The following is a 22,876-nucleotide window of genomic DNA, read 5'->3' on the forward strand; positions in this document are numbered from 1 at the left end:
ACAGCCTCTTATACTAACCCGATCGCTTTATAGTCACCCCCCCACTCCTCACCCCCCACCCCCCACCATTCACACTATCAGCCCCAATAATTTTCTTCCTGATCCGGTTGCATTTGCGGCGCAATCTCGGTAATGTATCAGATTAAGATTGTTGCTTCTGTGGGCACAATCCGGCTACCCAAAAATTTAGCCGTCGCCCCTAGCTGTTGACGCAGCACCAGGGCGACTAACCCCTTCGACTGTATAGGGCAGTCTGGGAGGCTAGTGGAGTATTTTAACACTCCTCTTGGCCATCCTGCGCTGTGCTTGGCGGGGTGGCTAAATTTTTGGGGTTTCTTCCAACCCCAAACATTCCAAGGAGTATTCCCATGACAGACGAGTTTCTGTCCGATTTACCGTTCCCGCCCAATTCAGCCAATCCTGCCTCCGGTTCCACCTTTGATAACCGCGAGCGTTTACGTTTGATTCTAATTGGCTCTACCGAAGGTGTGCGCGAAATGATTCACCGTCAGCATCAGGCCGGCATTGCCGATGCCGGTGCCTGGAGTCGGATCCTGCCCGTACCCAACTCCGATGAAGTGATGAGTATTTTGCTGCTCCATCGCCGGCGGGAGTAAAGAGATAAACGAAGAAACAATCTCAGTAGATCGCAAATCCTGTTGAGATCCCCCCTACCCCCCCTTACAAAAGGGGGGAACCAAGCCAACAATGGTTTGAAGTCCCCCTTACTAAGGGGGATTTAGGGGGATCAAACCCAAACCGAGAGAGCTAAACAAATTCATCCCCCTTACTAAGGGGGACTTAGGGGGATCAAACCCAAACCGAGAGAGCTAAACAAATTCATTTTCGATCTACTGAATCTAGGTGAGATTTTTGATTCGTCCACCTGTTTCAAACTTCCCAATGGGGCCAAACGTTCACCCGATGTGGGTTGTGCAGTCTCGTTGGGATGCGCTCACACCCAAACAAAAAGAAAAATTTCCGCCGCTTACGCCCGATTTTGTGCCCGAACTGATGTCTCTCGGATGGCAACAGCGTCCATCACCCACAATGATGCCGCCATACTCCAGGAGGCATGCCTACATGACGCTTAAACGCGCGATTAAATGCCGCTTCTGACTCGTAACCAACTTGAATGGCAATTGTGGCAATGCTTTCGCCTGTATTTCTCAGGTGGTGAGTGGCCAACTGGAGCCGCCATTGAATCAGGTATTGCATCGGCGGTTGGCCTAATAGTTCAGTAAAGCGAGCTGCCAGGGCTGAGCGGGAAACATTGGCCTGTTTAGCGAGTTCTGAAACCGTCCAGGGATGAGCAGGATCGGTGTGTATCCAGTTCAGCACCGGACCAATGATGGGATCATTCAGGGCAAGTATGCCATTCATTTGTATGCCATCCATTTGTTGGTTCGGAAGATTCTGCATATAGTTCCGCAGAATTTCAATGAACATGAGTTCGACTAATCGGGTCAGTACACACACACTTCCAGGCTGATTGCAGTCAGCCTCTTGAATAATTTGCTGGACGCCCGTTTTCAGCAGCGGCGCAGTCGCCTCTGCAAACGCCTGAATGTACATAAACCCCGGCAGGCTTTTGAGAAAGGGATGCAGCAGCAGTTGCTCACATTGCAAAAATCCGCACACCAAACGGGTAATCTGGCCGCCACCGCCATAGATTAGGACTGGAGGCTCTTTCCAGGGGGGCGCAGGCAATAAATCGGCGATCGGTGCTGGAACTTGATCAAGGCGATCGCCCAAAATGTGAGCATCCCCATGCGGAAAAATAATGATATCCCCAGGGGAAAGCGCCTGACAGATATCGGTTGTTGTTTTTACCCAGCAGTTTCCCTCTGCCACAATATGAAACGGAACAATCCGGATGGTATCAGACTGAATGGTGTCTGCGAAGTTAGAGCAGGAGGGGGTCTCAATCATCCAGGGAGCAGAAAATTCTGGACGCAGATCGATTACTCCAGAAAACCGGATGACCCGTAGGATATCTGAAAGTACATCCATAGCCGCAGGAGCACTAGGGGAGGCAACCTAGCCGTATCAGCAGGCAATGCCTGGAGCTTTGGTCAAAAATCCCAGTGTTTCAGTCATTCTATATTAACGGCAAATAGTCAAGTATAGAACTAAAGCGATTAGCAATTCGGGTCGAAGTTCTACGACCCCTACCGATTCAGGATTACTAAGGAGAGCAGTAAATGGTGAATAGGGTTTCGGTGTGGGGGGTGGGGTGTAGGGTGTAGGGTGTGGGGGGTGGGGGGTGGGGCTTCGACGCGAGCGCACTGCCCCGATGGGGCCAGAAAAATCAGCCGAGCGGTGTGGGGGGTGGGGCACTGCACCGGTTTTTCGGACTTTACTAGCCTGAAAAAGGCTGTATCTCTTAACTGATCAGAGGAAAATCACATGCAAAAGATGGCGATTGTAATTCGAGATGACGGCTACGATCGGCTGTATACACCGTTGACCTTTGCGTATGTTGCAGCAAAGCAGGGAGTTGAAGTTGATATTTTGTTCGTGCTGTGGGCAGTGCGGGTTCTAACCGAGCAGGGTGCTGAGGCGGTCAAAATCGATTGCCAGCATGCCACAGAAGAAGAATGGTTCAAGGACAGAGTCCGGCGTGATGGTGACCCACTGGCAATCCATGATTTCATCAAGTTGGTGAAACGGACGGGTAAGGTGCGGTTCTACGGATGCCAGCTCGCAGCCGCCACGTTCGACGTGACGGAATCGCAGCTTATTCCAGAGGCAGAGGGCATTGTAAATTCGCTTTGGTTCCTGGAAGAGAAGGCGATCAAGGCCGATCATTGCCAGTATTTTTAATATACACAAGCCGATTCAACTGGAATGTCAACTGATTTAACAACCACGAAACAATCTACAGCCTTTTTCAGGCTAGTGAAGTCCGAAAAACCGGGTACAGTGCCCCTCACCCCTCACCCCTCACCCCTCACCCCTCACCCCTCACCCCTCACACCTCACCCCCTACACCTCACCCCTCACACCCCCCACACCTCACATGAGTGCAAAACGCTGTATTCGATTTGATTGAGTACTTAAACAGGAGAAATATCATGGCAGAAAATACTCGCGATTTAGTTGTTTTAGTCACACATGGAACAGATCATGAACTATCCTCAGTTGCTTTAACGATAGCCAATGGCGGATTGACCGCGGGGCTGCGCGTCTGCATTTTTTTAACCAGCTCCGGCGTTGATTTGGTCAGAAACCGTGCAATTAATACGACCCAGGTGAAACCACTTGAACCCCTGAGTAACTTGGTGCAAGACTTTCTGTCGCGTGGTGGCAACCTTTGGGCTTGTACGCCTTGCGTCGAGAGCCGGGGCTATAAACAGGAAGATCTGCTAGATGGGGTCGTGATCACGGGGGCTAGTAAGATGCATGAATTGATCAAAAACGGCGCAGCTACACTCAGTTTTTGATTCGGGGCCATAAAATGTAGGGGGGCATTCTGCTAGCGGATGTCCTACCCTTACCGGCTCAGATGAGAGTTGATATTCTTCCGGATCTATGGATGACTCGCTTTGCATGGACTCTGTTGCATCGGATTCGCGCCAAGCAAAATTGCAAAAGGGTGGCTAGGTTTAAAAATACATAGTGAACTATCCTGATCAGTGCTTCGTGAAGATATTGATTACAGAGCAGTGACTAGAACGGTTGCACAGAAATGCTGCTCGTTAGTTATTGCGTAGGCTAATTACATCGACCAGAAAGTAACAGCATGAAGTAAAAGGTGCCCTGAAGGGTACTGTTGGAATCAGATCCTCAAGTCATACTTTGATTGAGTACTGACTTGAGGATTTAATTATGCTTGAAAATGATATTTCTAGTGTTGCACTTGAAGATGTTGCGGTCAAAGAAGTACAGCGTATTATTAGCAGTGACGTAACTTACCGTGAAGCTGTGGTAAAAGCGATGCGCCAAGTTGCAGGCCAGCATGGGTTTACTGTTGATACCCATGAGTTGATCATGGCATCCCACGAGGCTATCACCGCAGCTCTGATGCCAATTACGAAGGTTACGGTCGATCGGGTGAACACATTGCTTTCCTTGATGTTTATTTCCCAACCGTCCTATGCCTGTGCTGAAACCCTGCCTACAGGCTTCTACACAGCTGAGTTTAGCGAAAACAACGATCCTAGCTGCTCAGACATAGCCGGAACCGTGATCTACCGCAACATGAAGGGAAAAGAAGTCTTGAGGTCAACTTTAAAGGCTGCTGACATTCCGCATCAAGTGCCGTCGGTTGGTGTCAAGCTCGTAGTGAGCAAAGGTCGGGCTACACAGGCTGTCGATATCCTGCAACTATGGCGTGTTAAACCGCCAGGAGCGCACCATACGCTGGATCTAACCAATAAGACCTGCTTGCCGCCAGGAGGTTAGGAATGCCTCAGATTACAATAAATTTGGGATTTAATGAACAAATGGTTTAACGAATAGATCATTGGCGATTGCGGTTCCTAACAGTACGAAACCACAGCCTATTAGCATTGATAGAGATACCGCCTCTTGCAAAATAATGGCTCCCCAGAGCATTGCGAATAGAGGAATCAGATAGGTGACCGTCAAGGCTTTAGTGGAACCAACATTCTGAATCAGACGAAAATAGAGGATATAGGCAAATGCAGTTGACAGTAGGGCCAGAGCAATCACTGCCATCACAACTGTGAACGACGGTATTTGTTGAGGAATGGTAAACGGCAGTGCCGGTAAAAGTAGTACCGCCGCACCGAGTTGGCTTCCGGTGGTGACAACAAGCGAGGGAACATCTGCCAGACTTCGTTTGATGTAAGGGGCCGCAATCGCATACATCAAAGCTGCCAACAATCCAGCTAGTACCGCCACGAGAAACGCCGATGTCGCGGCAATGGGTGGCACTCCAATCAAAATCACCACACCGGCAAATCCCAAACCAAAGCCAACCATGCGAGTCGGGGTTAATCTTTCCTTGAGCCAAACTGCGGCGACAATCGTACCAAACAAAGGGGCCGTAGCATTCAAAATCGAGGTGAATCCGGCAGGAAGCGATACTGACGCAAAGGCAAGCAGTAAAAATGGAATCGCCGAATTGATGCTGCCTACCACCGACAGTGGAACTAAATTTTGACGAAGTTGGTGCAAATAATTTAATCGCAGCAGCAGCGGCAATAATACAAGACCAGCTAATAAGACGCGGAACTCGATTAGCCAAACTGGACCCAACACAGGGGCAGCAATTCGCATAAATAGGAATGAACCACCCCACAGGGCTGCCAGCAACAAAAGTTCAGCAATATCTGAGATTTTCATAATCAATCCTGTTCTAGATTTTAGCTGCGGCGGTAATGCCTGCCAAACTCAGCCAATATTGGATCTGTTCAAAATTTTGGGTCAATCCAGCGTTTAACTCCGCACTTCCCCCAGTCGCGGCTCCATTGTGGGCTAATACCAGTTCTTAGTTTTGAGTTTTGAGTTTTGAGTTACGGACCCTGTCCAATCTAGCCGGTTGAGCTTGGTGATCTGTAGCCCAATCAAAGGGAAATGGTATAATTGGGGAAATCTGCTGTGGGCGCAGCCTGCTCGCAGAGTAGCAGACTAGACGAGGGGTTTAGTGGCAACGAAGCGACACAGAACCATTTCCAGATCGAATATTTCTAGGCTTCGTTGATCGCTGCCTATATGGATACTTGAATGAATACTGGAATAAATGCTGGAATGGATGTTGGAATTGCTTGAAGCCGCAGATCAACTGCACTCAAAACAACCTCAGAGAGATCTGAACGGGTTCAGGAGGATGAGCTGCAATCGCTACCTGCTCGTGTTGCAGTAACCATTGTTTGCGGTCTAATCCACCGGCATAACCGGTTAATTTGCCGTTGCTGGCAATCACCCGATGGCAAGGCACAATAATGGAAATGGGATTGCGGCCATTGGCGGCTCCGACTGCACGGGATGCGGTAGGTTGTCCTAATTGTTGTGCCAGCGTACCGTAGGAAATGGTTTGCCCGTAGGGAATTTGACGTAAATATTGCCAGACCTGTTTTTGAAACGCAGTGCCTTGAGGAGCAAGAGGCAGGTCAAACTGTTGGCACTGGTGGGCAAAATAATCGGCCAGCTGGTCTTCAGCTTGGGCAAAGGGAGCGACTCGTTCGGCTTCGTGCCAGTCGGCGGTGATTCGCGGAAAATACCGCTGCCCTTGTAAGTATAGTCCAGTCAGAGATTGGCCGTTAGACGTCAGCAGCAACAAGCCTACAGGACTCTCTAACCAGCGGTAGTACGTTAAGGTCATTTGCTTGCTCCTCTAAAGATTTCCAAAGGTACATGGCGGCATAGGCTCGCCAGGGTCGCCATGTTTCGGCGATTTGTAATACCTGCTCAGTCCGCTCAACGCCTAGGGCGCGTCGTAAGCCCAGATCGGTGTGGGGAAAGGCATCGGGATAGGCCAACACCCGCATCGCAATATACTGAGCGGTCCAGTCGCCAATCCCAGGAAAGGTTTTTAACTGGGTCACGGTGGCTTCAATATCTGCGTAGCTGTCTAGCCGCAGGATGCCATGATTGAGAGCTTGTGCCAGAGATTGAATAGCAGCAGCCCGGGCGGGCAAGATCCCCAAGTCTGTTAAGTCTGACAGGGACAGGGATGCAATTTGGGCTGGAGTAGGAGTGAGGTGGGTGAGTCCCGCTATCGGCGTGGAAATTGGTGTGCCGACAGTCTGGACGAGTCTTGCCATCAACGTAGTTGCGGCTTTGACACTGACCTGCTGACCGAGGATCGCCCGCACTGCCACTTCAAAACCGTCAAAGGCACCGGGAACGCGCAGGCCAGGAGATGCTAAGGCTAACTCACCGAGATGATTGGCAATCAAGATCGGATCGGCAGCCAAATCAAACAACGCTTTGACTCGACTCAGGATAGGCAAAATAGCAGCAATCAAAGAGGCCGACAGGACCACTTCCAGTTTGTCTTGCTTGGGAATCGGAGATACTTGAATCCAGCCTTGGTGTTGCCTGACACGAACAGTGCGTTGATAGCCATTGGCTTCAAAGTTTTCTACACCCGCAATCGCCCTCGGCTGCAGAAACTTGAGCAACGCCTGCCAGTTGAACGGACTACGATAAGCCAGCTCGCAGCGGAGGCTATCCTGGGGCAAATGGGTTGCCTTGCGGAGCGCGGTAGGGTTAAGACGATAGTGCTTCTGAAACAGGGCGTTCAGCCGCCTGACGCTAGAAAAACCGCTGGCAAAAGCGATATCGGCAATCGATAAACTGCTGTCGGTGAGAAGCCGTTTTGCTAACAGTAACCGCTGGGTTTGGGCCAGTTGGATCGGAGTGACGCCAAACTCCTGCTGCAAAATTCGCCGTAAATGACGGTCACTGATACCGAGAGATTGGGCTAGATCGCTCACTGAATGTTCTGTCAAAGCCCCATCTTCAATCCGACTGGCGGCAGCCGCTGCTAAGCGACCCACGGCATCGATTTTGGCCTGACCAGGAGCCAGTTCTGGACGACAGCGCAAGCAGGGACGGTAGCCAGCCTGTTCAGCCGCGGCAGCACTGGGATAGAAAGTACAGTGTTCGCGGCGTGGCGGTTTCACGGGGCAAACTGTTCGGCAGTAGATGCCTGTGCTAGAAACGCCAACGAAGAAAACACCGTCGAACCGTCGATCTCGACTGAGAACAGCAGAATAACATTGGTCATCGGTCAACATACAGCGTTTTTCACTCATGTGAGGTATAGGGGGGTGGGGACGAAGCCCCCACGCAGGGGCACTGACCCTGCACCCCGTTTTTCGTACTTTACTAGCCTGAAAAAGGCTGTAGGTGGGTGGGATAGGTAAATAGGATACGAGGTTAGTGTGGCAGGTGATTTCTAGCATAGAAGCAGTTGCATCATCTGTCTCGCCATTTTCGGACCTGGAATTGACTTAGAATTTGAACAATTTGAACAATATTTCAGGTGCCTCGAAAATAGGCACTCGATTCTCTATCAATCACCATCCTATGACCTTGATTCGCGACCAAATTGTTTTCATTACCGGCGCAAGTAGCGGCATTGGAGCCGCCTGTGCCCATAGTTGTGCGGCTGCCGGAGCGCGCTTAATTTTAGCAGCCCGCCGGTTGGAGCGGTTGGAGCAAATCGCTGCCGATCTCAAGTCCTTCAACACTCCGATTCACCTGCTGCAACTCGATGTCCGCGACCGCGCTCAGGTCGAGGCTAGCTTGCAGGCATTGCCGCCGGATTGGGCCAATGTCGATGTGCTGATCAACAATGCGGGCTTGAGCCGTGGCTTAGATAAGCTGCATGAGGCCAACATTCAGGATTGGGAAGAAATGATTGATACCAACGTGAAGGGACTGCTGTACGTAAGCCGCAGTTTAATTCCTGGTATGGTCTGTCGTGGTAGGGGGCATGTGGTGAACATTGGTTCGATCGCTGGGCACCAAACCTATCCGGGTGGTAGCGTCTATTGCGCTACGAAAGCAGCAGTACGGGCACTTTCTGAAGGGCTGAAGATGGATTTGCTAGGCACTCCGGTGCGCGTCACTTCAGTCGATCCGGGCATGGTGGAAACAGAATTTAGCCAGGTGCGGTTTCATGGCGATACGGAGCGCGCCAGCAATGTATATCGTGATATGTGTCCGCTTTTACCAGAAGATATCGCTGAAATCGTTCTGTTTTGCATTACGCGACCCAGCCATGTTAATATTAGTGACCTGATTGTTCTAGCGACCGATCAAGCTAGTGCCACAATGGTGCATCGGCGCAGTTAGCTTGTCCTGATTAGTTCATCCTGTTGGTCTGTCCTGATTGGTTCATCCTGATTAGTCTATCCTTAATTAGTTTGCTCTGATTAGCTTCAGTTTTTAATTTCTAAGAAAGCAGCCATGACGCAACTCAATTTCTCAGAACGCGAATGGTCAATTTTGATGCAAGCTCCTAAGCAAGCCATCATGGCCATGACGCTAGCCGATAAAACCGATCCGGTTTCGTTTCTTCAGGAAGTGCAGGCGGGGTTTCAGCTTCTGGCAGAAGAGCAGCAGCGTCAGGATATTACTAACGATCTGATCCAAGCCTTGCTGGCTGCAATGACTCAAGCCGATGCCCAGTCCACCCTGCAAGGAAGCGAACTACAATTAGCCAAAGGCTTTAGCCTACTGCGGGAAATGCTCAACTTCAAAAACGCGGCAGAAGGACGCCAAAATGCTCTAGCCCATTTTGAACAGGTCGGGCAAATTCTCGGCACCAAGACGACCGGGATGCAGGCGATTGAGTTTAAGGAGTGGGTCATGGCATTTGCCCGCAAAGTTGCAGAGTCGGTGCGGGAGGGGGGACTGTTTGGGATTGGCGTCAGCGAGGCGGAGTTAACGATGCTGAAGAAAATGGAGCAGGCACTAGCCTTCAAGAGGTAGAGCCAAATGATCAAGAGATAAAAGATAAAGAGAGGTGTATCACATCTATCATCAGGCTATCTGAACAGTATTTGATTTTTGTTCAGTAGCATATCAATATCAGATGAGTGTGGTATTAATGTGATATTTGAAGCCTATTTTGAGGAGTGAGGTATGACCGGTTTTTTAATTTCAATTGTTGTCCTGGCAATTAGTCTACTGATTATCTCAAAGCTGCCCCTTGGCGTTGAGGTTGATAATCCGCTGATTGCCTTGATTGCCGGAGCAATTATTGGTGCATTTAGCGGGCTGTGGAGTTTGTTTCCGACCTGGTTTAGAACAGCCAACTGGATCATTAGTTTGGGGTTAATTCCCTTGCTGGGCAGTATTATCGTGTTTGGTCTCACGGCTTGGCTGGTGCAGGGATTTCGCCTGCGGTGGGGAATCGTCAGCGCCATTTTAGGGGCGATTGCCCTCAGTTTAGTGAATTCATTTCTCTTCTTTATCCTGCAGCAAATTGGCTTGGTCGCAGCTTAATTGGCCTTTTCCTCTCTAATAAAGTACAGTTCTTGATGATTAGCCATTTAGCTATAGTCATTAATTCATTGTCTGCCTCAATAACCAACAGCTAATGACCAACAGCTAATGACCAACAGCCAATGACAGCCGTTTGGGGTGAATTAGCTCAGGAATGGGAAGCCGCCTTGTTTTGGAGCTTGGCACGACGGAATCGACGCACCAGCAGGTAGCCTCCTCCGCCTATCACCGCAACTCCTGCGGCGGCCCCACCTGCTAGAAGCCGATTGATTTCTGGCTGATTAGGCATTTTCTTCTGCGCAAGGACAATTGAGTTGTGAGTCGTATCGTGAAGCAGATTGGGCTGGCTGGCTCAATAGTAGGATTGAGTATAAGTTCGCTGAGTTGTTCCCTGCTGGGTTCATTGCAAAGTTCCAGCCCTATTGCCAGTACTCCTGCCACTACTCCTGCCACTACTCCCACTTCCATTCCTGCGGAAAGTTCCGCATCAGTCTCGCCCCAGCCTGCTGGTTCGCAACCCGCTTCCCAACCAGCCAAATCTACTGAACCCTTCACTGTCCTAGTTGCGCCGCCCCTACAGCCCACATCTACACCCTCGAACCGTGAAGATTATGCTTGTCTGACTGCTAATTACTTTATGAATATAACCTGGCAGCAGGATCAAGCAAAAATGACGTTTGGACGCAAGCCAACAGAACCAATTTTTCGAGATGTGATGGCCACTGTTCAGGCCAACCCGGATGGCAGTTTTACCTATGCTTTCACTCAAGCAGCTCTGTTTTATACGCGAGTTTATCAGGACCGCACCTGTCTCATACAAGTCATTGAGCCGGTTAGCAATTTAGTGACGCTAGAAGAAGGCGGTAGCCTAGGAATGGTTCTACCCATTAGAACACCTTAGAACGCCCAGTATTAGGCCCAGTATTAGACCCAGTATCACGAACTAGAAATGATTATTGCTCTTGCTCCAGCAGATCGCGGGCCTTCAGCAAATCCTGATAATGCTGCTCAGCCATAGTCGGATACTGCAAATCCAACCCTTTCAGTTTGTTGTAGATGAAATAGGAAACAATCAGGCGGGTAAACCACTTGTGATCGGCAGGAATAATGTGCCAAGGTGCCCATTCAGTGCTGGTATGGGTAAACATATCCTCATAGGCACGCATGTAATCATCCCAGAATTGACGCTCTTTGACATCGCTAGCTGAAAATTTCCAGTTCTTTTCCGGTTGATCGATGCGTTTTAGAAATCGATTCTTTTGCTCTTCTTTGGATACGTTTAGAAAAAACTTTAGTACTACGATACCGTTATTGATCAGATACTTTTCAAAGTTATTGATTTCTTCAAATCGCTGTTTCCAAAGATTTTCATTTTGTTTTAAACTCGGCGGTAACTTCTGCTTATCCAGAATTTCCGGATGAACCCGCACAATCAAAACTTCCTCGTAGTAGGAACGATTGAAAATACCAATCCGTCCTCGCTCCGGCAATGCTTTAAAGGAACGCCAGAGGTAATCGTGGTCCAATTCTTCATCGGAGGGCGACTTAAAACTGAAGACCTGACAGCCCTGAGGATTGATGCCGGACATCACATGCTTGATGGTACTATCTTTACCAGCCGCATCCATCGCTTGGAAGATAATTAGTAAAGCATAGAAGTCTTGTGCGTAGAGAATATCTTGATAGCGGGCCAGTTCCGCAACACCGGCCCTCAGAAATTCCTCAACGTTGATCTCTTTTCGTCTCAACCCTGCGGTGAAGCCGGCATCAAAGTTGGCAAGTTGGATTTTGGTATTGGGTTTAGCAATAAAGTCGGTGGGCTGAATATGAGCCAAAAATTCGCTAATTTCCATGATTGCACGCCCAGATGGAGTAGATTTGTAATTTTTTTGTAATTTTGATTCTGCGCCAGAGCGGACCTCTATGTTTATTCTCCTAGATCGGCTCGTGGATTTGAGTCAAACTACCTCGAAAAACCTAAATTATCATTAAATCCAGGTTAAACACTCTGTTGATTATTCAATTAATTACTCTTAGGACTTTGCTGATCACTGGAGCAGCCATTTTTCTCCCACATCAGGAAGCTGATGATATTTGGCTGTGGTGATGCTAGACACATTAATCTATGTAGTTTTGCCTGCGGAAAGTTACAATTTTATAACTTGCGTTGATAATATCTTGACAATAGTTATAAAAATCCACTAATAGTAAGTAGAAAATGTACAGAGGCAACTTTTGAAAGTCGCGATTTGTGCATTCAGTGTGTTCTGTAGCTGCTCTGTGATTGCTCTGTTCTGTAACTGCTCTGTTCTGTAACTGCTCTGCGACTGGGCATGTGCTGGTATCGAGTAGGGGTAGGCGTCTGGTAGGGGTAGGCGTCTGTTTTTGAGTTCAATCGCTGCATTCTCTCTGGTTCCCATATCAACATAGGGTCTACTAAGCTTTGCGTTTTGATTTTCCCTGCTGTTTGATCTTTCCGAGCTTAGGTTGCTGTAGGGCAGGTTTTGGAGGCTTTTAGCAAGGCTTCTGCTCTCAAATCGTGGATTGAATAATCTCGAATAATTTCTTGAATAATTATCTTGAATAATTGTATCAACGTGAGTAGTGCCTATGCTTCCACCTCACTGATAGGTCTTGCGGTGCAAGTTTCTGCACTCAGAGATCAATTGACATTAATCCAACTACAGCGTTTTTCACTCATGTGAGGTACAGGAGGTGTGGGGGCTTCGCCCCCACGCAGGGACAGTGCCCCTGCACCCCGTTTTTCGTACTTCACTAGCCTGAAAAAGGCTGTAAAGTTCAGTAAAAGTCAAGTATTTGATTGCTCCACTTGGCTGCTCCAGGCTCAGCGATGGGGTTATGGGGTAGGTCTTGCTTGCCGTTGCGATCTGATGAATATAGCTTTTTCCACTCTGATAAGGTACGAGGGGTGTGGGGGCGAAGTCCCCACGCAGGGGTTGTGCCCCTGTACCCCATTTTTTGTACTTCATTAGCCTGGAAAAGGCCGTATCAAAAAAAGAATATTGACAAATAAGATGCAAAAGGCGTTACTGAATCAGGCGTGAATTTCTAGAATCCTATCTAGAATCCCGGATCTCTGCGCTCTTTGGCAGGCCGGCAGAGCAATAGTCTTTCACTTGAGAAAACGTTGAGCGATTTTAGCTTCCCTGCCTAGACTCCGCAGGCTGATGAATCGAAGATTGGGGGTGAAATCGTCCTCAACTCAGCAACGCTAGAAATAGACTTGATTGATGCTGTCATCTAGGGATTGTGTCATTCCTAATCAAATTTCTCGTGCTTTAAACGCATGAGGTCGTATAGGCTTGCAAATTGGGGTGAATTAATGAATAGAGGATTGAGTGCTGGATTCCAGCCTGACTATGTGTACTCCTCCAATCAGCTGAATCGGGCAGCAGAGCTAGTGTCATTGTTGGTGGCAGCTCAAGTCGAGGAGGAGAGTATTGAGCAGCTAGAGCCAATTTCAGAGTTATGCAGTTTTCGATTAGGAGATGAAATTCCAGGCGGCAGTTTGGTGGCTCACAGGCTTGCTGTCAATTCCTCAGGTCAACCAGATCGGACAGACCGACAAAGGGCCGAAAGCACCTATCTTGATTTGTACTGGATCAGTCAAGGACGCATTCGGTTGCTTGCTGCCAGTTCGGGAGCGGATCGCGAAACAACAGCTGTACTCCTAAACGCCGCCGAAACCTTTGGCGCAGATGAATTATTTAATGCTCAAGTGTTTCCCTACCGAGCTGTAGCAGCCAGTCCAGTTCAGTTGATTCGGATTTCGGCAGCGGCACTGGCTCCTGTGTTGGAGCAGTATCCCCGCTTGCAGCGCTATTTAAGCAGCGCATCTCAACAGCAGCAGCGGCTGATTTTTTTTAAGGCCCAAACTAACCTCTGTTCCCTATCTAGTCATCACTTAGCCCAAATTTTGCCCCACATCAGCGACCGCACTATTCCCCGCGACACCCAGCTCGCGAACGATGCCGAGCAGCATCCGGGCCGATATTGGTTGCGCGGTGGCCAGATTGGTGGCCCTGGCGATGGCTCCACCAAAACATCGATCCCAATTGGTAGTGCTTGGGGGCATCCTGAACCCGTTCCGACTGACTGGGTGGCCCAAACCGACTTACAGGTCTATCAATTGCCCATGCAGGTCTGGCCGATTGTCAGTTCGATCTTGCCTCCCAGTACTGCAACCAACACCCAAACGAGTCCCCCATCTGGCGCTCAGTCCAATCCACAGGCGGCTGGCTCGGCGCTGTCTGATGCCCCCCGGCCCAAGCTGCCTGTTCCGCGCGGCCCCAAAGGAGTGAACTATCTGCCTGCAACCGCTACTCCAGCCACCGCAACAACCTTTGCCTCCTCAACTGAACCGGTTCAATTTCCTAAGCCCACCCAGCGACGGCTGCTGGATTTTCTCGACCGCTATCCCTGGATAGAACAGCAAAGCTCTTCAGACTGCGGTGCTGCTTGTTTGGCGATGATTTCTCAATACTGGGGCAAACGGGTGCCGCTGCATCTGCTGCGAGAGCAGGCCAATGTGGGGCGGGCCGGAGCTTCATTAAAGAGCTTGGCAAAAGCGGCTGAGCTGTTGGGATATCATGCCCTGCCGGTGCGGGCGAGCTTGGGGCGGATGGCGGAGCAGTCAAACCCGTGGATTGCCCACTGGGAAGGCACTCACTATGTGGTCGTGTATCGCGTCAATAGACGGCGAGTGATCATTGCTGACCCAGCTCTCGGACGCCGCTCCCTGTCCTATGAGGAGTTTCAGTCCCACTGGACTGGATACGCGCTGCTGCTGGAGCCGACCGAACGGTTGCGAGCAACAGAGTTTAAGCAAGCTTCGCTAGGCCGTTACCTGGGTGCCCTGCTGCCCTATCGCTCGATTGCCTTACAAATCGTTTTGTTCTCGGTGCTGATTCAAATATTCAGCATGGTGACTCCCCTATTTACCCAAATTATTCTCGATCAGGTGGTGGTACAGAAAAGTTTGACCACGCTGCATGTATTTGCAATTGGGCTATTACTGTTTAACCTGTGGGTGCTGTGCTTGGGATCGGTGCGGCAGTACTTGCTGAGTTATTTCTCCAATCGCCTCGATCTCACGCTGATTGGTGGGTTCATTCACCATACCTTGATGCTACCGCTGCGGTTTTTCGAGTCGCGTCGGGTTGGGGATATCATCACGCGTGTTCAAGAGAATCAAAAGATCCAGCGCTTTTTGATTCAGCAGGTCGTACTAGCCTGGCTCAACCTAGTGACCGGATTTCTCTATCTGGGTCTGATGCTGTACTACAACTGGAAGCTGACTCTGCTCGTACTGGGTTTGATTCCACCGATTGTGATTCTCACCCTGGCTGCAACGCCATTTTTGCGCAAAATTTCCCGCGAGATCTTTAAAGAAGTGGCGGACCAAAGCTCGGTTTTAGTGGAAATGATTACCGGCATCGCTACTGTGAAATCAGCCGCGGCTGAACAAGAACTGCGCTGGCGCTGGGAAGATCATTTAACCCGTCAGATCAATGCGCAGTTTCGCGGTCAAAAATTTGGCATCGGGTTGCAGTTTGCCAGCGGTCTGATCAACTCGATTGGGAGTACTGCATTGCTTTGGTTTGGGGCGTCACTGGTGATTCAGGATCAGTTGACGATTGGGCAATTTGTTGCCTTCAACATGATGATTGGCTACATTATTAGCCCCGTACTGGCGCTGGTTGGCCTCTGGGATGAGCTACAAGAAGTGCTGATTTCGGTTGAGCGCTTGAATGACGTATTTGAGACCAAACCTGAAGAATCAGCAGAAAGTCCGCTGCTTGTGTTACCCGACATTGCTGGAGAGGTGCAATTTGAGGATGTCACCTTCCGCTATAACGAAGATGAGGAACAGAATGTGTTGCAAAACCTCTGCTTCCGTGTCAATCCTGGCGAAACGATTGCGATTGTGGGCCGCAGTGGTTCGGGGAAGAGCACGTTGGTCAAGCTGCTAGAGGGGCTTTACTACCCGACTCGCGGCAAGGTGGTGATCGACGGACACGACATTCGCCATGTGTCGCCGCAGTCACTTCGGTCTCAAATGGGTGTGGTTCCCCAAGAGTGCTATTTATTCTCTGGCACGATTCTGGAAAATATTACGCTGTATCGCCCTGAATACACCTTGGAGCAGGCGATTGAGGTGGCTAAGTTGGCCGAAGCTCATGCTTTTATTCAGTCTCTGCCCTTGGGCTACAACACCAAAGTCGGCGAGCGTGGTTCTTCACTTTCGGGCGGCCAGCGGCAGCGGATTGCAATTGCTCGTGCCTTGCTGGGAGATCCCCGAATTTTGATCTTGGACGAAGCCACTAGCGCACTGGACACCGAATCAGAACGACGGTTTCAACGCAACTTAACCCAAATTCGCAGAGGCCGTACCACCTTTGTCATTGCCCATCGGCTGTCCACCGTCCGTAACGCTAACAGAATTCTCGTCCTTGATCGCGGTGTACTGGTCGAGCAAGGCACCCATGACGAACTGATGACAGCTCAAGGACTGTATTATCACTTGGCTCAGCAGCAGCTCAATCTTTAGCGGTTTTGCGTTTTAGATTTATCGTTCCGATGGGCCTAATGAATCCAAATTGAGCCAAAACCGCTATCTGTATTTAGAGAGATGACACAGCGCACACTTTGGAAGCATGAAGTTGCGTGCATTACTAAATGCAATAAACTCTATGAAGTTTACATGAAGTTTCTACAAAACCTGCCATTTTGGCAATTCTGAAACGCTGGCGAAATTAGCATAAATACTTGAGTAGAGACCTTTTTCAACCTGCAAAACCAGTCGAGCAGCTTTTTGCAGAATGCAGCGAATTCAATTAAGAATAATACTATTGCGATGATACAAACCCGTTGACTCGTTATTACCACGCATATCTAATGTCAACTACTTTTGCCGGTCGGTGACAACTATTTTTCCGGTTTATGGATAGAAAGTAGATGACGTTTTAGAGTGACAATTACAAGTATTGGATGATTAGAGAACATAAAAAATATCTGCTATTCTGATGTCCAATCAGACTGGATAAGATTGCATAGAATGATTACCCTGATGCAGGAGAGCGCACCAGGGTCAATGTAGGATTGGAACGTAGGTCAGAACAACAACATTACTTCTGCTTAGAACGCTCTACCGCTGACTGTTTGCGAAAACTTTCAGCCTGGATTTCAATGATCAAGGCATGGTGCACCAGTCGGTCTACCGCTGCTACCGTCATCATGGAGTCGGAGAAGATCGCATCCCACTGGCTAAAGGGTTGGTTGGCTGTAATCAGAAGGCTCCGTCGCTCATAGCGGTGAGCAATGAGTTCAAAGAGCACGGATGTTTCTGCCTCATCCTTCTTGACATATCCCAGATCGTCGAGGATAAGCAGGTCGAAGCGGTCAAGTTTAGAGAGGGTGGACGGGAGTTGCAGTTGGAGTTTAGCGTACTGTAACTGCTGAACCAGAGCGGTGGCGGAGAAGAATTTCACCCGTTTACCCAATTGGATCGCCATTTGACCCACGCCAGCGGCTAAATGAGTTTTCCCAACGCCACTGGGTCCCAGTAAAATCAGGTTCTCTGAGCGTTCTAACCAACTCGTTTGCTGAACCAATTGCATGAGAGCAGCCGCATTCAGCGTCGGGCAATGGTCAAACTCAAAGTTGGTAAAACTTTTTCCGAGCGGTAGTTGGGACTCGCGTAGGGCACGTTGCATCCGCACTTGGAAGCGGCGGTCGGACTCCAATTGACAAAGTGCAAGCAAAAATTGAGCGTAGCTCCACCCCTCCTGAGTCGCCCTCTGTTCGATGCTCTGCCACTGGTTGAGCATGTGAGAGAGACGCAGTTGCTTGAGGTGCAGGCTGAGACTGTGGTAAGGGCTGTTCTCGCCCATTGGATTGAGAGGTGGGAAGGGAGGAGGAGCTGGCGTTGTTGGAGAGGAGTTGGTCATAGGAGGCAAGCGGATGTTGTTGAACAGTGGAGGCGGGCAGTGTCCCTGCTGGCGGAGTGCCAAACTGTTGCTGTAACCCTGCCAGAGTCAGGCTACCCGCCTCTAGTTGTACTTGCAGGTAATCGGCAACAGCGGTTTCTTTATCTTGAGTGGCAGCAATGTAGAGGGCTTCGACGATTAGCTTGGCGGCACTATCCGGCTCCCAAGTATCGCCGATTTGCGTCCAAAGGGTTCGCCATTGTTCAGTGGGCAAAATCTCACTCTGCCAGGTGCAGTAGAGAAATGCTCTGGGCTTGCGCCTGAGCCCGGCAATAATGTGACGGTAGTTGATACAACGGGCTCGACGCTGAGTGCCACTGCTGGCTCCTCGGACCCGCGCTAACTCAAGCACCTGCTGTTTCCCCAGATACCCGACCAAGCGGTCGTGATACAAACGGATCGTTAACTGCTGCCCAATCAAGCGAGAAGGCACGGTGTAAAGGACGCAGCGAACTTCAATCGTGCTGTAGCGGCTCACCCGCACTAGCAATTCTTCGTAATCTGCCACACGATAGCGGGGTAACGGTTGCAAGTGAGCCTTTTCTTCCTCGTATTTGGTTGCACATTTGCCATTGAGAGTGGTGACCACCTGTTCAATGAACCGTTGATAAGCCGCTACTGACTCAAAATCAAAACTGCCACGTAGATAGAGGTGCTGAGTCAACCGACGCTTGAAATGCCCGTGGGGAGATTCTATCGACCCATTCTCATGGGCGATTCCCGTGTTGTTGCGGGTCGGTCGCATTCGATAGTGCTCACACAATTGGTCGTACAACTGGGTCAGCGGCTTGTAGCGCTTACCCGCCATATTCCGGTAAGCGGCACTGAGGCTATCGGTGCGATGGATCTGCGGTACTCCTCCACAGGCAAATAGGGCATTCTGCAAGCCCTCGGATAAGCCAATGAAGCTCTCGCCACCCTGGATCACTTGCACGTACTGCCAGCCGCTGTAGGCTAAGCGGTAATGGTAGAGAATATGCTCAAACGCTTGTCCGCCAATCGTAATCGTCACATCTTTGAGTTCGGTAAAGTCAGATAACCCCATCTCTCCAGGCACATGCCGGATCTCAAACATCACCTCTTTGGGGTCACCGTATAAGGCTTTCCACGCTTGCACTCGTCGCTGCACGGTTCTTAGGGTCTGCTCATACTGCCCCGGGTATTTCTCCACCAGGTATTCGTAGAGCGTCATTGCCTCCAGGCGCGGTTCCGCTTTGAGCATCGGCTCCAGTTCACTCTCCCACACCTGAGCTAACGGGTCGGGGCGCGTGCGCCAGGTCCGTTCCTCTCCTAAGTTTGGGGAACGCTCCCCGGACTCAATCCGACGACCGCTACGCTCAGAAAACCCAGCAATAACAGCAGATTGGGGCTGGGTACAGCCCTGCTCCCGTGCGCGCATATACACCTGAACTTGATAAGGTTGAAGCATCTGCACTAGCCCTCGTCCCGTTTTCTCTTTGGGATTGATCTAGTGCTTTTTCTATGGTCCTGGCTAGACCTAATCTAGTTGTCGCCAGCTCCCTTTGCGATCTCCAATCTGTTTATGATCTCAAAAACCAAAAGAGGCGATCTAGAACCGGTCAAGTAGTTGTCATCTTTGGCTAAAGGTATTGTCGCCTAACACACGCAGCACTATCCCCTATTAGTTCATATAGTTTGATCAATGCTGACCGATACGAGCTTAATAAAATATCGATACAAAGCTGCGCGGAAGGATTGAATTGAATTAATCAGAATCACCCAAAGCCCGGATAGAAGTGGCAAACCTGCTGTAGCCCTTACTTCCAATCGTTTAGCACTTTAGAACATACGGCTTGCTTCTCGCTTGGACTTGAAACTTAGATTTGAAACTTGGATTTGCAAGATTGGCTTGAGCTGCAATGCCCTGCTCAAACTCAAATCTGCTTAAACTCAAATCTGCTCAAACTGAAAATAGCTGCCCCTGCTTTGAGCTATCAGTTTGGATTATCTAGTTTGCAGTCACCTGGTTTGAAATTACCTGTTTTACAGTCACTTGTCAGGTTTAAACTATGCCAAATATCGCCCCCGACTTTTCTTCAAACGGCTTCCAATTGTCTGTTCTACCAGATTTTTTGTCTGATGGGATTGCTACGCTTCCCGCCGAATCTCTGGAGGTGCTATCAAACCAGCAGGCGGCTCAGATCTATGGTGGGATTGCGTCTCCCCAAGCACCACCGCCCAATCCCCAACCGGAGCGCCCGTCTGCTAGCCCAGCCGCTCGCAAGCCTGCATCATCTCAGTGGAGTGTAGCCCTCCAGACTTTACTGGATCAGCCTCCAGCAAACTTTCCGCGACTGCTGATGCTGGGTGGTCTTTCGTTTTGTGTGCTGTTTACCGTCTGGGCCTGGTTTAGCCGAGTCCAGGAGGTGAGCCACGCGCAAGGACGGCTTGTTCCGCAGGGAGAGGTGTACAAAGTACAGCCGGTGATGCAGGGAGAAATTGCTAGAGTTCTCGCCGCAGAAGGGCAACATGTGAAAGCGGGTGATGTTATTGCCCAGTTTGATTCGCGCTTGGCTAATGCTGAGGTAGATCGGCTTCAACAAAGTCTGTCGGCCTATCGGCTTCAGCTGCTGCAGACCCAAGGCATCATCAAACAAACTCAGTTTGGCTTAGATATTCAGCAGGCCATTACCACGGCTCAGGCGGAAGAACAGGAAGCTGCCATTGCCCAAGCAAAAGCGAGTACGCAAACCACACAGACTATCCTCGGCCAGCTACAGGTAGAAGCTGAGGCTTACGAAGAGCGTTTGGCTCGTCTTCAGCCGCTGATTGAAGCAGGAGCGTTTGCCAAAGATCGCTTGTTTGAGTTGGAGCAAACCCTGCGTCAGCACCACCGCACCGTGATTCAACATCAAGGCCAGCTCAAGCAGTCAACGACAGAAGCAGAACGTCTCCAAGCTCAGCTTGTTCAAACGCAGGCTAAAGGCAAACAGGATTTGTTGCAAATGCAGGAACGCATTCAGAAGCTAGAGCTAGAGGCAGCACAACTACAAGCTAAAATTACTGAGACTGAAACATTGCTGAAAGCTGCCCAAACCAAGCTGGAGCAAATGTATTTGTATGCTCCTGTGAATGGGACGATTTCTACCTTAAAGCTGAAAAATAGCGGAGAAGTGATCCAACCTGGGCAAACCGTGGCAGAAATTACGCCAGAGCGGGCACCGTTGATTTTGTCTGCCCTCGTGCCGAATCATGAAGCTGGCTTGGTGCAGGTGAATATGAAAGCTCAGGTCAAATTTGATGCTTTTCCCTATCAGGAGTACGGAATTGTTCCGGGTCGAGTGATTGCTATTTCGCCAGATGCAGAAACGGATGAGCGTGGAAATGCTGTGTATCGGCTAAAAATCGCCCTTGACCGTAAAGCAGTGGTTCATGAAGGTCGGACCGTTCAACTGAAACCAGGCCAAACGGCTCAGGCGGAAGTCGTGACTCGTCAGCGACGGCTGCTGGATATCTTCCTCGACCCAATCAAAAAACTACGCGAAGCTGGAATTAACCTGTAGCGATCAGGTGGGGTAGTTCGCGTCCTAGTTTTTGCTGAGCAGTTTCAATCTCACATTGAGATATTAGATTTGCTAGAGGTATTTGTGATGTTGGAAAATCACTCTAAGTTGCATAAAGCCATGACTGTGGATCAATTCACCCAAGTGGTAGAGGCCATTCTGGAAGGAAAATACTCGTGGGCTTGTGTTCTGATCCTACGGTTCGCAGGATACAATCCGCTGCACTACATTCCCTATCGCACCTATAACCGTTTGATGAAGGAAAACAGCCAAAATTGTAAACGGCAACAGCATGGGCCAAAAACCTACAAGCAGCACTCTGAAGAATCAAGATTATCGAATAGCAATTGCCAGATTGAAGATTTAGGTTATCTGGAAACCATCAAGCAAAAACAGGCGTTGATTAAAGGAGGAAGTTATACTTGGAGTGACGTAGAAATCTATAAAGCTTTGAGAGTTGTCACTCATTTGTGAGAATGAATTTGCGAAACTACTTTGCGTCAAACTGATTGCCCATCCTACAAAGACGCTAATTAGCTGGACATTGATGGATGATCTAAATCAACCTCGGGGTCCAGTTTATAGAAACTAATTGGTTATGAAGCTATGCAAATCAATGATCTGAATTACTTAGAAAGCATTGCCGTCCCTAACTCTGTCTGCGGTGGAGCGCTGGTAGCTGTGAATGCTTATGCAACCGCTAGCGGAGTTTTAACTCTCACTGACGCTAATACAAATACTAGAGCTGTACAGTTAGGGAATGGTGGTTCTATCGGATTCGGACGCGGTAGAGCGATTGCAGTTGGTGACAATCCGATGGCAGAAGTCACTGTTTATGGTGAGGGAGACAAAGTCATTAAAAGAACGCGGACTTACTATATACCCGGCAGGGATATAGCAGTTGCACGAGGCTTTGTGCTTGCTATCGATTTACCGTAAACCTGCATCTAAAATTCTTCAACTTCCCCCACCTCAAAAGCTATTTGGAATATGTTGATTGTTTCCCCAACCGCCGCTTAGCTTTTACACGCTGGGAAAACTTCAATCGTCTTGAGCTTATAAAGTTCTGTGCTGAGTCTAGAACTTTATAGGCTCAGTTTATAGGCTCAGTAGATCGAAAATGCGCCAGATTGCATCGTCATGCTGGGTCAGATCCCCCTAAATTCCCCTAAACCCCTACGGGGATGCGCCTTCGGCGTAGATCAAGGGGGACTTCAATCCCTGATTGGTAGGTGGCTGCGCCCAGGCTGCGCTTACGGTTCCCCCCTTTATTGAAGGGGGGTTAGGGGGGATCTTCGACTTGTGTGGACACCGTAGCTTGATTTAAGGGGGTTAGGGGGGATCAATCACAATTTGCGATCTATTGAAGCTAATTGTTGTTGACAGAATCACTTATATCCTATGGCAGGAGTG

19 protein-coding genes and 2 pseudogenes are annotated in these 22,876 nt (G+C 49.5%); 13 read left to right on the plus strand and 8 right to left on the minus strand.

Translation table 11 applies throughout. The annotated features are described in order from the left end of the window. Nucleotides 1–368 precede the first annotated feature (368 nt). Nucleotides 369–617 (plus strand): hypothetical protein, encoded by a 249-nt coding sequence (locus HJG54_RS19310; protein WP_316430751.1) that lies wholly within the window; start codon nt 369–371, stop codon nt 615–617. A gap of 243 nt (nt 618–860) precedes the next feature. Then, a pseudogene (locus HJG54_RS19315) lies at nt 861–1,020 on the plus strand (Uma2 family endonuclease); the annotation flags it as partial. A gap of 21 nt (nt 1,021–1,041) precedes the next feature. On the opposite strand, the gene HJG54_RS19320 reads toward HJG54_RS19315, so the two are convergent. Next, nucleotides 1,042–2,013 (minus strand): AraC family transcriptional regulator, encoded by a 972-nt coding sequence (locus HJG54_RS19320; protein WP_316430752.1) that lies wholly within the window; start codon nt 2,011–2,013, stop codon nt 1,042–1,044. Nucleotides 2,014–2,409: 396 nt separating this feature from the next. Here HJG54_RS19320 and HJG54_RS19325 point away from each other — a divergent pair, with 396 nt between their 5' ends. The 3 genes from HJG54_RS19325 (at nt 2,410) to HJG54_RS19335 (ending at nt 4,407) form a co-directional block, all read left to right on the plus strand. Continuing rightward, nucleotides 2,410–2,826 (plus strand): DsrE family protein, encoded by a 417-nt coding sequence (locus tag HJG54_RS19325; protein WP_316430753.1) that lies wholly within the window; start codon nt 2,410–2,412, stop codon nt 2,824–2,826. A gap of 251 nt (nt 2,827–3,077) precedes the next feature. Then, a complete protein-coding gene (locus HJG54_RS19330; RefSeq protein ID WP_036003224.1) occupies nt 3,078–3,446 on the plus strand; it encodes a DsrE family protein in 369 nt (122 codons plus the stop codon). 385 nt (nt 3,447–3,831) lie between these two features. Further along, a complete protein-coding gene (locus HJG54_RS19335; RefSeq protein ID WP_316430754.1) occupies nt 3,832–4,407 on the plus strand; it encodes a hypothetical protein in 576 nt (191 codons plus the stop codon). Between the two features lie 30 nt (nt 4,408–4,437). Here HJG54_RS19335 and HJG54_RS19340 read toward each other — a convergent pair whose 3' ends face one another. The 3 genes from HJG54_RS19340 to HJG54_RS19350 form a co-directional block, all read right to left on the minus strand. Next, complete coding sequence (locus tag HJG54_RS19340) at nt 4,438–5,313, minus strand: DMT family transporter (RefSeq protein WP_316430755.1); 876 nt, start codon at nt 5,311–5,313, stop codon at nt 4,438–4,440. Between the two features lie 445 nt (nt 5,314–5,758). Continuing rightward, on the minus strand, nt 5,759–6,292 hold the full coding sequence (locus tag HJG54_RS19345) for a methylated-DNA--[protein]-cysteine S-methyltransferase (protein WP_316430756.1): 534 nt from the start codon (nt 6,290–6,292) through the stop codon (nt 5,759–5,761). Then, on the minus strand, nt 6,231–7,880 hold the full coding sequence (locus HJG54_RS19350) for a DNA-3-methyladenine glycosylase 2 family protein (RefSeq protein WP_316430757.1): 1,650 nt from the start codon (nt 7,878–7,880) through the stop codon (nt 6,231–6,233). The genes HJG54_RS19345 and HJG54_RS19350 overlap by 62 nt, the downstream gene beginning before the upstream one ends. 124 nt (nt 7,881–8,004) lie before the next feature. Between HJG54_RS19350 and HJG54_RS19355 the strand changes: the two genes are divergently transcribed. The 3 genes from HJG54_RS19355 to HJG54_RS19365 all read left to right on the plus strand — a co-directional run bounded on the left by HJG54_RS19355 (nt 8,005) and on the right by HJG54_RS19365 (nt 9,930). Beyond that, a complete protein-coding gene (locus HJG54_RS19355) occupies nt 8,005–8,775 on the plus strand; it encodes an SDR family NAD(P)-dependent oxidoreductase (protein ID WP_316430758.1) in 771 nt (256 codons plus the stop codon). A 114-nt stretch (nt 8,776–8,889) separates the two neighbouring features. Continuing rightward, complete coding sequence (locus HJG54_RS19360) at nt 8,890–9,414, plus strand: hypothetical protein (RefSeq protein ID WP_316430759.1); 525 nt, start codon at nt 8,890–8,892, stop codon at nt 9,412–9,414. A gap of 153 nt (nt 9,415–9,567) precedes the next feature. Beyond that, entirely contained in the window at nt 9,568–9,930 is a 363-nt protein-coding gene (locus HJG54_RS19365; RefSeq protein ID WP_316430760.1) for a phage holin family protein, read from the plus strand. A gap of 148 nt (nt 9,931–10,078) precedes the next feature. On the opposite strand, the gene HJG54_RS19370 is transcribed toward HJG54_RS19365, so the two are convergent. Next, nucleotides 10,079–10,219 carry a hypothetical protein gene (locus HJG54_RS19370; protein WP_316430761.1) on the minus strand — a complete coding sequence of 47 codons (141 nt, stop codon included), beginning with the start codon at nt 10,217–10,219 and terminating at the stop codon, nt 10,079–10,081. 27 nt (nt 10,220–10,246) lie between these two features. Here HJG54_RS19370 and HJG54_RS19375 point away from each other — a divergent pair, with 27 nt between their 5' ends. Beyond that, nucleotides 10,247–10,831 carry a hypothetical protein gene (locus HJG54_RS19375; protein WP_316430762.1) on the plus strand — a complete coding sequence of 195 codons (585 nt, stop codon included), beginning with the start codon at nt 10,247–10,249 and terminating at the stop codon, nt 10,829–10,831. Between the two features lie 52 nt (nt 10,832–10,883). Here the strand turns inward: HJG54_RS19375 and HJG54_RS19380 are convergent, their stop codons facing one another. Next, nucleotides 10,884–11,783, minus strand: coding sequence for a polyphosphate kinase 2 family protein (locus HJG54_RS19380; protein ID WP_316430763.1), 900 nt, complete (start codon nt 11,781–11,783; stop codon nt 10,884–10,886). 1,490 nt (nt 11,784–13,273) lie between these two features. Between HJG54_RS19380 and HJG54_RS19385 the strand changes: the two genes are divergently transcribed. Continuing rightward, a complete protein-coding gene (locus HJG54_RS19385; RefSeq protein ID WP_316430764.1) occupies nt 13,274–16,501 on the plus strand; it encodes a peptidase domain-containing ABC transporter in 3,228 nt (1,075 codons plus the stop codon). 577 nt (nt 16,502–17,078) lie between these two features. Here HJG54_RS19385 and istB read toward each other — a convergent pair. Continuing rightward, nucleotides 17,079–17,843 carry an IS21-like element helper ATPase IstB gene (gene istB / locus HJG54_RS19390; protein WP_316430765.1) on the minus strand — a complete coding sequence of 255 codons (765 nt, stop codon included), beginning with the start codon at nt 17,841–17,843 and terminating at the stop codon, nt 17,079–17,081. Between the two features lie 439 nt (nt 17,844–18,282). After that, a pseudogene (istA, locus tag HJG54_RS19395) lies at nt 18,283–19,368 on the minus strand (IS21 family transposase); the annotation flags it as partial. Nucleotides 19,369–19,969: 601 nt separating this feature from the next. Between istA and HJG54_RS19400 the strand changes: the two are divergent. The 3 genes from HJG54_RS19400 to HJG54_RS19410 all read left to right on the plus strand — a co-directional run bounded on the left by HJG54_RS19400 (nt 19,970) and on the right by HJG54_RS19410 (nt 22,402). Next, nucleotides 19,970–21,463: an HlyD family type I secretion periplasmic adaptor subunit gene (locus tag HJG54_RS19400; RefSeq protein ID WP_316430766.1), complete on the plus strand. Its 1,494-nt coding sequence runs from the start codon at nt 19,970–19,972 to the stop codon at nt 21,461–21,463. Nucleotides 21,464–21,550: 87 nt separating this feature from the next. Further along, nucleotides 21,551–21,937 carry a HetP family heterocyst commitment protein gene (locus tag HJG54_RS19405; protein ID WP_316430767.1) on the plus strand — a complete coding sequence of 129 codons (387 nt, stop codon included), beginning with the start codon at nt 21,551–21,553 and terminating at the stop codon, nt 21,935–21,937. 132 nt (nt 21,938–22,069) lie between these two features. After that, nucleotides 22,070–22,402: a hypothetical protein gene (locus HJG54_RS19410; RefSeq protein ID WP_316430768.1), complete on the plus strand. Its 333-nt coding sequence runs from the start codon at nt 22,070–22,072 to the stop codon at nt 22,400–22,402. Nucleotides 22,403–22,876: the final 474 nt, after the last annotated feature.

Origin of the sequence: Leptolyngbya sp. NK1-12, from assembly GCF_032598965.1 — a bacterium.
In the GTDB taxonomy this organism is placed as follows: domain Bacteria; phylum Cyanobacteriota; class Cyanobacteriia; order Elainellales; family Elainellaceae; genus Elainella.

Coding starts and splice junctions, on each gene's coding strand:
- HJG54_RS19310 (WP_316430751.1), top strand. CDS start 369: ATGACAGACGAGTTTCTGTCCGATTTACCGTTCCCGCCCAATTCAGCC.
- HJG54_RS19380 (WP_316430763.1), bottom strand. CDS start 11,783: ATGGAAATTAGCGAATTTTTGGCTCATATTCAGCCCACCGACTTTATT.
- HJG54_RS19340 (WP_316430755.1), bottom strand. CDS start 5,313: ATGAAAATCTCAGATATTGCTGAACTTTTGTTGCTGGCAGCCCTGTGG.
- HJG54_RS19385 (WP_316430764.1), top strand. CDS start 13,274: ATGAATAGAGGATTGAGTGCTGGATTCCAGCCTGACTATGTGTACTCC.
- HJG54_RS19405 (WP_316430767.1), top strand. CDS start 21,551: ATGTTGGAAAATCACTCTAAGTTGCATAAAGCCATGACTGTGGATCAA.
- istB (WP_316430765.1), bottom strand. CDS start 17,843: ATGGGCGAGAACAGCCCTTACCACAGTCTCAGCCTGCACCTCAAGCAA.
- HJG54_RS19335 (WP_316430754.1), top strand. CDS start 3,832: ATGCTTGAAAATGATATTTCTAGTGTTGCACTTGAAGATGTTGCGGTC.
- HJG54_RS19410 (WP_316430768.1), top strand. CDS start 22,070: ATGCAAATCAATGATCTGAATTACTTAGAAAGCATTGCCGTCCCTAAC.
- HJG54_RS19320 (WP_316430752.1), bottom strand. CDS start 2,013: ATGGATGTACTTTCAGATATCCTACGGGTCATCCGGTTTTCTGGAGTA.
- HJG54_RS19345 (WP_316430756.1), bottom strand. CDS start 6,292: ATGACCTTAACGTACTACCGCTGGTTAGAGAGTCCTGTAGGCTTGTTG.
- HJG54_RS19360 (WP_316430759.1), top strand. CDS start 8,890: ATGACGCAACTCAATTTCTCAGAACGCGAATGGTCAATTTTGATGCAA.
- HJG54_RS19325 (WP_316430753.1), top strand. CDS start 2,410: ATGCAAAAGATGGCGATTGTAATTCGAGATGACGGCTACGATCGGCTG.
- HJG54_RS19400 (WP_316430766.1), top strand. CDS start 19,970: ATGCCAAATATCGCCCCCGACTTTTCTTCAAACGGCTTCCAATTGTCT.
- HJG54_RS19355 (WP_316430758.1), top strand. CDS start 8,005: ATGACCTTGATTCGCGACCAAATTGTTTTCATTACCGGCGCAAGTAGC.
- HJG54_RS19350 (WP_316430757.1), bottom strand. CDS start 7,880: ATGCTAGAAATCACCTGCCACACTAACCTCGTATCCTATTTACCTATC.
- HJG54_RS19370 (WP_316430761.1), bottom strand. CDS start 10,219: ATGCCTAATCAGCCAGAAATCAATCGGCTTCTAGCAGGTGGGGCCGCC.
- HJG54_RS19365 (WP_316430760.1), top strand. CDS start 9,568: ATGACCGGTTTTTTAATTTCAATTGTTGTCCTGGCAATTAGTCTACTG.
- HJG54_RS19330 (WP_036003224.1), top strand. CDS start 3,078: ATGGCAGAAAATACTCGCGATTTAGTTGTTTTAGTCACACATGGAACA.